This window comes from Pseudomonas sp. SDO5591_S426 (genome assembly GCF_054070755.1).
Genome location: NZ_JBSVXD010000212.1, coordinates 1 through 9,048 on the forward strand (window position 1 = coordinate 1; position 9,048 = coordinate 9,048).

Genomic DNA, 9,048 nt, shown 5'->3' on the forward strand with positions numbered 1-9,048 from the left:
CCTACAGTGGGGGAGCTACTTCTTCAGATGTTGTTTCAGCTCTTGCGAAGCCTGCAACATCGCCGAACGCACCGCCGGCACCTGGCTCACCACGTTGAGCAAACCGTAGTCGTGAATCATGCCGTTGTAGCGAACCGAGGTCACCGGCACGCCGGCTTCATCGAGTTTGCGGGCGTAGGCTTCGCCTTCATCGCGCAGTACGTCGGCGCCTGCCGTTTGCACCAGGGCTGGTGGCAAGCCTTTGAGTTGTGCCGGGGTTGCCCGCAGTGGTGAGGCGTAGATCTCGTTACGCTGTTTGGCATCGGTGGTGTAGTTGTCCCAGAACCACTTCATCATGTTTCTGGTGAGGAAGTGCCCTTCGGCAAACTGGTTGTAGGAACCGGTATCGAAGTTGGCATCGGTCACCGGCCACAGCAGTACCTGGAACTTGATCGCCGGTGTGCCCTTGTCTTTGGCCATCAGGGCGACCACGGCTGCCATGTTGCCGCCGACGCTGTTGCCGGCCACGGCCAGGCGTTTGCCATCGACGTTGATCTCTTTACCGTGCTCGGCCACCCATTTAGTCGCGGCGTAAGCCTGGTTGATCGCCACCGGGTAATGCGCTTCCGGCGACGGTGTGTAATTGACGAAAACCGCTGCTGCACCCGAACCGACAACCAGGTCACGAACCAGTCGTTCGTGGGTCGGGAAGTCCCCCAATACCCAGCCACCACCGTGGAAGAACATGAACACTGGCAACTCGCCCTTGACCCCGGCCGGCCGGACGATGGTCAAGCTCAGTGGTTGGCCGTCGACCTGAATGGTCTTCTGGCTGACATCGGCTTTCGGCAGCGTCAGCTTGACCCCGGCCTGCGCACCCACCAGCACGGCGCGGGCATCGGCAGGCGTCATCTGCTCCATCGGTTTGCCGGTGCCGGCATTCAGCACATCGAGAAATGCCTGGGTGTTGTGTTCAACGTCGCCGGCAAATGCACTGTGGACGGACAGAGCGAGAAGGGTACCGGTCAAGACTTTGCTGAAAGTGTTCATGTTCATTTCCTGTTCGGGCCTGAGTGGATATCGGTGGTTAGACGGTGACGTGCAAGCGCACTTCGACGTTGCCACGGGTGGCGTTGGAGTACGGGCAGACCTGGTGGGCAGCGTCGACCAGGGTTTGTGCATCGGCTTGTTCAAGACCCGGCAGGTTGATGTGCAGGTCGATGTCCAGACCGAAACCGCCAGGGATCTGGCCGATGCCGACGTGTGCGGTGATCGACGCGTCGTTCGGGATGCTGCGCTTGGTCTGGCTGGCGACGAATTTCAGGGCGCCGATGAAGCAGGCCGAGTAGCCTGCGGCGAACAGTTGTTCAGGGTTGGTTGCCGCACCGCCAGCACCGCCGAGTTCTTTTGGGGTAGCGAGTTTGACGTCGAGAATGTTGTCACTGGAAATCGCACGACCGTCACGGCCACCGGTGGAAGTTGCGATTGCGGTGTAGAGAGTTTGCATGGTGAAAGCCTCGTTCGGGTTTGATTTGCGCTAAATGTTTGCGCGCCAAGTAAGTGCGAGATGAATGTATCGCGCTAATGTTTAGCGCGCAAGATAAATTTTTGAAGAGAACGATGTTCAATGGCGTCGTGGTGCGCCGATTTTGAATGGAAGCTTTGATTTAGAGCTGCGGAGTGAGGGATAAGAAGGTCGAAAAAAATTTCGGAAAGGGCAATATTTCAGATAGCAAAGTGATCATTTTGGGAGCGGGCTTGCCCGCGATAGCGTTCTGTCAGTCGACAACAATGTTGAATGACGTGCCGCAATCGCGGGCAAGCCCGCTCCCACAGGAATTGATGGCGTTCTTCAGATCAGGCTTTCTTGCAGGTGACGACGCAGCTCTTGCAGCTCCGCTTGCAGTTTCTGCAATCGCTCCAGGGTCATGCCGCTGGCGCCGAGGATGCACTGCGGAATGCCTCGGGCCTTGTCGCGCAAGGCGCGACCTTTTTCGGTGAGTTCGATGATCACCACACGCTCGTCCTCACGGCTACGGGTGCGGCTGAGCACACCCTCAACTTCCAGGCGTTTGAGCAGCGGCGTGAGCGAACCGGGATCGGTCAGCAGGCGAGCGCTGATTTCGCCTACGGTCAAACCGTCCTGTTCCCACAGCACCATCATCGCCAGGTATTGCGGATACGTCAGGCCCAACGCCTGCAACAAGGGTTTGTAGACCTTGGTCATCATCAGCGAAGTTGAGTGCAGGGCGAAGCAGGCCTGGTTGTCCAGCAGCAGGTCGTCGCAGTTGTCCGGGGTGTTGCGCTCGGTGGTCATTTCGAAGCCTTCGATCAGTGATCGTCATGAATCTAGCGGGCAAATCTTTAATGCGCCAGATAATTCTGGACTAGTGGTGGTGCAGTTGGGTTTGCAGCACCAGATCCCACGGTGGAATGGGGCTGAAGCGCGTTTTCAGGTATTCCAGGAGCAACCGACTGCGGGAATTGGGTTGCTGCTGCAGGCGCAAGGCATAAATGCCGGCGCTCTCTGGCTTGGGCAGGCCGTTTTCGCAGAACAGCGGCACCAGTTCACCGCGCAACAGGTACTCGCTGGCCAGCCATGTCGGCAAGTGCGCAATGCCCAAACCGGCCAGTGCGCCGCAGACCAGTGCTTCGGCATTGTTGGCACTCATGCGCACCCGCGATGGGCGATACAACTGCATCTGGCCGTCCCGTTCGAAGCGCCAGGCAAAGGGCGGGGCCAGGCCATCCCAGTCTAGGCCGTCGTGTTCAATCAGCTGCGCCGGGTCGGTTGGCACGCCACGGCGCTGCAAGTAGTCCGGGCTGGCGCAGGCGATGCGCACTATGCTCGCCAGCGGTGTGGCGACCAAACGGGTGTCGGCCAGTTGCCCGGCACGCAGCACCAGATCGACCTTGCCAAGGTTCAAGCCCTGCATGTCGACGAAACTGTCGATCAGATGTAGCTGCACGTCGAGGCCGGGATACAACATCAGAAAATCGGCAATTACCGGGGCCAGATGCCGCCGGCCAAACGCGGCCGGAGCATCGATTCGAATCAGACCTTCCGGCGCGCTACTGAGAGAAACCGCTTCAGCACGGGCCAAACGCAATTCCGCGACGATGCGCCGCGCGCGCTCGGCAAACGCCAGTCCCGCCGGCGTGGCGCGTACCGCGTGTGTACTGCGAATGAACAACTGACTGCCGACCGCGCTTTCCAGGCTATCGATACGCCGGGCTACCGCTGAGGGGGTCAGCGGATGACGACGTGACGCGGCGGAAAAACTTCCGGTTTCCAGCACGTCGAGAAACAGGCCCAGCTGTTCGGTGAGTTGATTCGGGTTCATGGCGGTCCTGCGCTTATGCGAGTTTGGCAAAGCCATTGTGCGTTGCTATGCGTTTCCGAGCCATAACCAACTGCGTAGGATTAACGGCCTGATTTGAGAGGAAATCACTGTGATTGAGTTTTTGATGTATCTGGTCTTCGGCGCTGCGTTGGGCACGCTCGGTGGAATTTTCGGCATCGGCGGCGGCCTGATCGCCATTCCGCTGCTGGGCGTGTTGTGTGGCCTTGACCAGCAGATTGCCCAAGGCACGGCGCTGGTGATGGTAGTGCCGAACGTGATGCTGGCGCTGTGGCGCTATCACCAGCGCAACAAGATCGAATTGCGCCACGCGCTGCCGCTGGCCTCGATGGGTTTCTGCTTCGCCTGGATCGGTTCGATCTGGGCGGTGGGCATCGACGCGCAAACCATGCGTATCGGTTTTGTCGCGTTCCTCATCGCGCTGTCGGCCTACAACCTGGTGCGCATGTTCTTCGCCAGCGCACCGGCTTCTTCGCAGATGAATTACTCGTGGCCTTGGCTGGGTGTACTCGGCGCGGCGTCCGGCACCATGGGCGGATTGTTTGGTGTGGGCGGGGCGGTGGTGGCGACGCCGGTGTTGACCAGCCTGTTCGGCACCACTCAAGTGGTCGCCCAGGGCTTGTCGCTGGCGCTTGCGCTACCGAGTACCGGCGTCACGCTGGTCACTTATGCCGTACATCATCAGGTGGACTGGATGATTGGCGTGCCGTTGGCGGTTGGCGGCCTGATGAGCATCAGTTGGGGCGTGAAGGTCGCCCACGCCATGCCGGAACGCGTGCTGCGCGCGCTGTTCTGCGGTTTTCTAGTGCTCTGTGCGGTGATGCTCGCCTTTAAAGTTTGAAGCCTTCGATGATGTGTTCGGCCAGGCATTCGGTAATCGGCGACGGGTTATGCAGGTTGCGCACGAGCATGATGCTGGCTTCCGGTAGCAGCGGCAGATTTTCAGCTTCACCGAGGATGCGCATGTCCGGGGTGATCAGGCTTTCCAGTTGCGCGGTGACCGCCAGACCGGCACTGACCACCGCCATGATCGCCGACAGGCTGTCGCTGTTGTACGCCACGCGGTAATCGCGGCCCTGGGCATCGAGGGCATTGCAGGCCCACAAGCGGCAGAAGCAATCACTATTGAACATTGCCAGCGGCAGCGGCGTTTGCTCATGGGCGCTGTAGCATTGCGCTTCGGCCCAGACGAAACGTTCCTTGCGCAACAACTGGCCGATTTCGCTGCCCGGCTCACGGGTGACGATGGACAGGTCCAGATCCTGACGCATCAGCAATTGTTTTGATGATTCGCAATGCACTTCGATCTGGATCAGCGGATAAGACTGGGCAAACCGTCGCAGAATCCCCGGCAGAAAACGCATCACGTAATCGTCCGGCGTACCGATGCGCACGGTGCCGATCATGTCCGGTTCGCGCAGAGTGTTGAACACTTCGCTGTGCAACTTGAGGATGCGTCGCGCATAACCCAGCAGCACCTGGCCCTCGGCGGTGAGCCGCACCTGCCGTCCGTCACGCTGGAACAACTGACGCTGCAACACATCTTCTTCCAGCCGTTTCATCTGCATGCTGACGGCCGACTGGGTGCGATGGACCAATTCACCGGCGCGGGTAAAGCCGCCCTGGTCGGCAATCGCGACAAAGGTGCGCAGCACTTCGGTATCGATCGTCGGGTAGCTCGACATACATCAATCTCCGAGATGGTTGCCATCAGAAACATTTGTTGGATTGATCTTAGACCCGGCGCGATATTGGAGCCATCCAAACGGAGGGCAACAAGATGAAAGGTCAACATGAGTTCCAAGGCGCAGAACACCATTCGGTTCACCTGATTTCCGATCTGCTGCACAAGATCAGCCGCTGGTACGAGCTGCATCGCGAGCGCGAACTGCTGGCAAGCTTGAGCGATGAAGCATTGAAGGACATCGGCATGAGTCGGGCGGACGTCGAGCACGAGTCGATCAAGCCGTTCTGGAGCGACCCGATGCATAAATGATCCATCAATAAATGATAAATGCGGCGCTACACAAACCACTTACCGGTGAGGTAGGTTGCGAGCAGACAAGGAGATGCTCATGCCCGCAACGTTGTCCTTTACCCTCAAACAGGCTCGGCGTCTGGCACTGGCCGCCCAAGGGTTCAATGGGCGCCAGTCGCCAGCGACGATCAAGGCTTCCGGGCTCAACCGTCTGATCGAACGTCTGGGTATCCTGCAGATCGATTCCGTCAACGCTGTGGTGCGCTCGCACTACCTCCCGCTGTTTTCCCGTCTGGGTTCCTATTCTTCTGACTTGCTCGACCAGGCTGCCTGGAGTTCGGGGCGTGGTCGCACGTTGTTTGAATACTGGGGCCATGAAGCTTCGTTGTTGCCCCTGTCGATGTACCCGCTGATGCGCTGGCGCATGCAGCGCGCAACCCGTGGCGAAGACATCTATCAGCAACTGGCGCGTTTTGGTCGTGAGCAGCAGGACACGATTCGCCGGGTATTGGCCGCGGTTGAGGAGCAGGGCGCGCTAGGCGCCGGCAGCCTGTCGACCCGTCAGGAGCGGGCCGGACCATGGTGGGACTGGAGCGCGGAAAAACATGCGCTGGAATGGTTGTTCGCTGCCGGAGAAGTGACGGTGGCCGGGCGGCGCGGGTTCGAGCGGCTCTATGATTTGCCGGAACGGGTGATTCCTTCGGCGATTCTGGCGCAGCCGTTGATCAATGAAGCCGAGGCCCAGCGAGGATTGCTACTGCATGCCGCGACGGCTTTGGGCGTGGGCACCGAGAAGGACTTGCGCGACTATTTTCGCTTGAACCCTTCGGACAGTCGTCCGCGTCTGGCGGAACTGGTCGAGGCGGGCGAATTGGTCATATGCGACGTTCAGGGCTGGAAGCAACCGGCCTATTGTCTCCCTGAGCCGAAAGTGCCGCGCAAGGTCGAGGCCAGTGCGTTGCTGTCACCGTTCGATTCGCTGATCTGGGAGCGCAGCCGCACCGAGCGTCTGTTCGATTTTCGCTACCGGTTGGAGATTTACACGCCGCAGGACAAACGGGTGTATGGCTATTACGTGCTGCCGTTTTTGCACAACGAACGGATTGCCGCGCGTGTCGATCTGCGTGCCGAGCGGGCGGCGGGTCGGCTGGCGGTGCATGCGGTGCATGAGGAAGAGGCGGGGCTGGATGACGAGGGGATGCTGGCGTTGGCGGCGAATCTGCGGCGGATGGCGGATTGGTTGGGGTTGGGGCAGGTTCAGTTGAACTGCCCGCGGGCGAGTGCGGATCGCTTGCGGGTGGCTTTGGCACAGATTGAGGGTGACTGAGCTGACGCCATCGCTGGCAAGCCAGCTCCCACAGTGACCGCGCCGGACAAAAATTATGTGTACGGCACAAATCCTGTGGGAGCTGGCTTGCCAGCGATAGTCTTCACGCTATCTACCGCCGAACTTGTTTAAGGGTCTCAGCAATCAAAAATGCCAATTCCAGCGACTGATCGGCATTCATCCGCGGATCGCAATGGGTGTGATAACGATCCGACAAACCATCTTCGGTAATCGGCCGCGCACCGCCGATGCACTCGGTGACGTTCTGCCCGGTCATTTCGATATGGATACCACCGGCATACGAACCTTCCGCTTCGTGCACCTGGAAGAACTGCTTCACCTCACCCAGAATCTGCGCAAAGTCGCGGGTTTTGTAGCCGCTGCTGGCCTTGATGGTGTTGCCGTGCATCGGGTCGGAACTCCACAGCACTTGCTTGCCTTCACGCTGCACGGCGCGAATCAGTTGCGGCAAGTGATCGCCAACCTTGTTCGCGCCCATCCGCGCAATCAGGTTCAGGCGACCCGGATCGTTGTCCGGATTGAGCACGTCGATCAGGCGGATCAGGTCTTCAGGGTTCATGCTCGGGCCGACCTTGACCCCGATCGGATTGTTCACACCGCGCAGGAATTCGACGTGGGCGCCGTCGAGCTGACGGGTGCGATCGCCGATCCACAGCATGTGGGCCGAGCAGTCGTAGTAGTCGTTGGTCAGGCTGTCGCGACGCACGAAGGCTTCTTCGTAGTTCAGCAGCAGCGCTTCGTGGGCGGTGAAGAAACTGGTTTCGCGCAGTTGCGGAGAGCTGTCCATGCCGCAGGCGCGCATGAAGGCCAGGGTTTCATCGATGCGGTCGGCCAGGTGGCTGTATTTTTCCGCCAGCGCCGAGTTGGCGATGAAGTCCAGGTTCCACTTATGCACCTGATGCAGGTCGGCAAACCCGCCCTGGGCGAAGGCGCGCAACAGGTTCAGGGTCGCGGTGGACTGGTGATAGGACTGCAGCAGGCGTTCCGGGTCCGGCACGCGGCTTTTTTCGTCGAAACCGATGCCGTTGACGATATCGCCACGGTAGGCCGGCAGGGTCACGCCGTCGATGGTTTCGTCGTTTGCCGAGCGCGGCTTGGCGAACTGGCCGGCCATGCGCCCGACCTTGACCACCGGGCAGCCGGCCGCGAAGGTCATGACGATCGCCATTTGCAGCAACACTTTGAAGGTGTCGCGGATTTTCGCGGCGGAGAACTCGGCGAAGCTTTCGGCGCAGTCGCCGCCCTGCAACAGAAACGCGCGGCCCTGGGTCACTTCGGCAAACTGACGGCGCAATTCCCGGGCTTCACCGGCAAACACCAGCGGCGGGTAGCTAGCCAGCGTTTGCTCGACCTGCTGCAAATGCGCGGCGTCGGGATATTGGGGTTGTTGCTGGATCGGCAAGGCGCGCCAGCTGTCAGGGCTCCAGGGTTGGCTCATCACGGTCTCTAATGTTTTACGCTCGGGCAGCCATGTTATCAGCAATTAGTGCGTGACCTGTTCCCGTCGCTTGGCCGACAATCGCGGTTTTGCCGCTGACAATCGGAAGACGAGATGACTGAGGAGCGCGTCGAGCATTTGCTCGCCGAGGTGCAGGACGAATTTGGCGTGATTCGCGTGCTGGAAGTGGCCGACTATCGTTTTCTCGAATTCGGTGATGCCATCGAGCAAAGCTGCGTGTTCACCGCCGATCCGAGCTGGCTCGAATACGACTACACCCGGGCGATGCTGATCGGTGCGCTGTGCCACGAACAACCGGAAACCGCGCTGTTCCTCGGCCTCGGCGCCGGTACGCTGACCCAGGCTTGCCTCAAGTTCCTGCCGCTGGAAGACGTCGAAGCCATCGAGTTGCGCCCGGATGTACCGCGCCTGGCTATCGAATATCTGGGGCTGGATGACGACCCTCGCCTGTATATCCGTGTGGGCGATGCGCTGGAACTGCTCGACACCGCCGAGCCTGCGGACCTGATTTTCGTCGACCTTTATACCGACGTCGGCCCGGGTGTCGGCCATCTGGCCTGGACCTTCCTGGAAAACTGCCAGAAACGCCTGAATCCGGGCGGCTGGCTGGTGATCAACCAATGGGCCACCGACGATGGCAAGCCGTTGGGCGCTGCGTTACTGCGTGGGCTTTACCATCGGCATTACTGGGAGCTGCCGGTGAAGGAGGGCAATGTGATTCTGATTGTGCCTTCGGAGCTGGATCAGGAACTGGATATGGAAGGGCTGACGGCCCGGGCTGAAGAGTTGGCGCCGCGGTTGGGGTATTCGTTGCAGACATTGATCAAGGCTATTCGCCCGGCGACATAAGGAATACAACCACACCTGTAGGAGCTGCCGAAGGCTGCGATCTTTTGATTTTGTTCTTCATGATCAAAAGATC

General features: G+C 59.8%; 10 protein-coding genes. 4 read left to right on the top strand and 6 right to left on the bottom strand.

Features of this window, described 5'->3' with window-relative positions:
• Positions 1-15 precede the first annotated feature (15 nt).
• The 4 genes from ACW9JC_RS26250 to ACW9JC_RS26265 all read right to left on the bottom strand — a co-directional run bounded on the left by ACW9JC_RS26250 (position 16) and on the right by ACW9JC_RS26265 (position 3,323).
• A complete protein-coding gene (locus tag ACW9JC_RS26250) occupies positions 16-1,029 on the bottom strand; it encodes an alpha/beta hydrolase fold domain-containing protein (protein ID WP_457458626.1) in 1,014 nt (337 codons plus the stop codon).
• A 37-nt stretch (positions 1,030-1,066) separates the two neighbouring features.
• Entirely contained in the window at positions 1,067-1,486 is a 420-nt protein-coding gene (locus ACW9JC_RS26255; RefSeq protein WP_457458628.1) for an organic hydroperoxide resistance protein, read from the bottom strand.
• A gap of 345 nt (positions 1,487-1,831) precedes the next feature.
• On the bottom strand, positions 1,832-2,296 hold the full coding sequence (locus ACW9JC_RS26260; protein ID WP_448108827.1) for a MarR family winged helix-turn-helix transcriptional regulator: 465 nt from the start codon (positions 2,294-2,296) through the stop codon (positions 1,832-1,834).
• 70 nt (positions 2,297-2,366) lie between these two features.
• Positions 2,367-3,323 (bottom strand): LysR family transcriptional regulator, encoded by a 957-nt coding sequence (locus ACW9JC_RS26265; RefSeq protein ID WP_457458630.1) that lies wholly within the window; start codon positions 3,321-3,323, stop codon positions 2,367-2,369.
• A 109-nt stretch (positions 3,324-3,432) separates the two neighbouring features.
• Here ACW9JC_RS26265 and ACW9JC_RS26270 point away from each other — a divergent pair, with 109 nt between their 5' ends.
• Positions 3,433-4,182, top strand: coding sequence for a sulfite exporter TauE/SafE family protein (locus ACW9JC_RS26270; RefSeq protein WP_457458632.1), 750 nt, complete (start codon positions 3,433-3,435; stop codon positions 4,180-4,182).
• Here ACW9JC_RS26270 and ACW9JC_RS26275 read toward each other — a convergent pair.
• Complete coding sequence (locus tag ACW9JC_RS26275; protein ID WP_457458634.1) at positions 4,172-5,026, bottom strand: LysR substrate-binding domain-containing protein; 855 nt, start codon at positions 5,024-5,026, stop codon at positions 4,172-4,174. The two genes, ACW9JC_RS26270 and ACW9JC_RS26275, sit on opposite strands and share 11 nt — an antisense overlap.
• Positions 5,027-5,121: 95 nt before the next feature.
• Here ACW9JC_RS26275 and ACW9JC_RS26280 point away from each other — a divergent pair, with 95 nt between their 5' ends.
• Positions 5,122-5,337 carry a DUF1127 domain-containing protein gene (locus ACW9JC_RS26280; protein ID WP_457458636.1) on the top strand — a complete coding sequence of 72 codons (216 nt, stop codon included), beginning with the start codon at positions 5,122-5,124 and terminating at the stop codon, positions 5,335-5,337.
• 79 nt (positions 5,338-5,416) lie between these two features.
• On the top strand, positions 5,417-6,646 hold the full coding sequence (locus ACW9JC_RS26285; protein WP_457458638.1) for a winged helix-turn-helix domain-containing protein: 1,230 nt from the start codon (positions 5,417-5,419) through the stop codon (positions 6,644-6,646).
• A 112-nt stretch (positions 6,647-6,758) separates the two neighbouring features.
• On the opposite strand, the gene ACW9JC_RS26290 is transcribed toward ACW9JC_RS26285, so the two are convergent.
• Positions 6,759-8,105 (bottom strand): class II 3-deoxy-7-phosphoheptulonate synthase, encoded by a 1,347-nt coding sequence (locus ACW9JC_RS26290; RefSeq protein ID WP_419709156.1) that lies wholly within the window; start codon positions 8,103-8,105, stop codon positions 6,759-6,761.
• A gap of 114 nt (positions 8,106-8,219) precedes the next feature.
• On the opposite strand from ACW9JC_RS26290, the gene ACW9JC_RS26295 reads away from it, so the two are divergent.
• The gene (locus ACW9JC_RS26295) at positions 8,220-8,975 is read left to right on the top strand and encodes a spermidine synthase (RefSeq protein WP_338582249.1); all 756 of its coding nucleotides are present in this window, start codon (positions 8,220-8,222) and stop codon (positions 8,973-8,975) included.
• Positions 8,976-9,048: the final 73 nt, after the last annotated feature.

Bases quoted from the DNA above. Each gene is read 5' to 3' on its own strand.
- ACW9JC_RS26250 (WP_457458626.1), bottom strand. From the start codon at position 1,029: ATGAACACTTTCAGCAAAGTCTTGACCGGTACCCTTCTCGCTCTGTCC.
- ACW9JC_RS26255 (WP_457458628.1), bottom strand. From the start codon at position 1,486: ATGCAAACTCTCTACACCGCAATCGCAACTTCCACCGGTGGCCGTGAC.
- ACW9JC_RS26260 (WP_448108827.1), bottom strand. From the start codon at position 2,296: ATGACCACCGAGCGCAACACCCCGGACAACTGCGACGACCTGCTGCTG.
- ACW9JC_RS26265 (WP_457458630.1), bottom strand. From the start codon at position 3,323: ATGAACCCGAATCAACTCACCGAACAGCTGGGCCTGTTTCTCGACGTG.
- ACW9JC_RS26275 (WP_457458634.1), bottom strand. From the start codon at position 5,026: ATGTCGAGCTACCCGACGATCGATACCGAAGTGCTGCGCACCTTTGTC.
- ACW9JC_RS26280 (WP_457458636.1), top strand. From the start codon at position 5,122: ATGAAAGGTCAACATGAGTTCCAAGGCGCAGAACACCATTCGGTTCAC.
- ACW9JC_RS26285 (WP_457458638.1), top strand. From the start codon at position 5,417: ATGCCCGCAACGTTGTCCTTTACCCTCAAACAGGCTCGGCGTCTGGCA.
- ACW9JC_RS26290 (WP_419709156.1), bottom strand. From the start codon at position 8,105: ATGAGCCAACCCTGGAGCCCTGACAGCTGGCGCGCCTTGCCGATCCAG.
- ACW9JC_RS26295 (WP_338582249.1), top strand. From the start codon at position 8,220: ATGACTGAGGAGCGCGTCGAGCATTTGCTCGCCGAGGTGCAGGACGAA.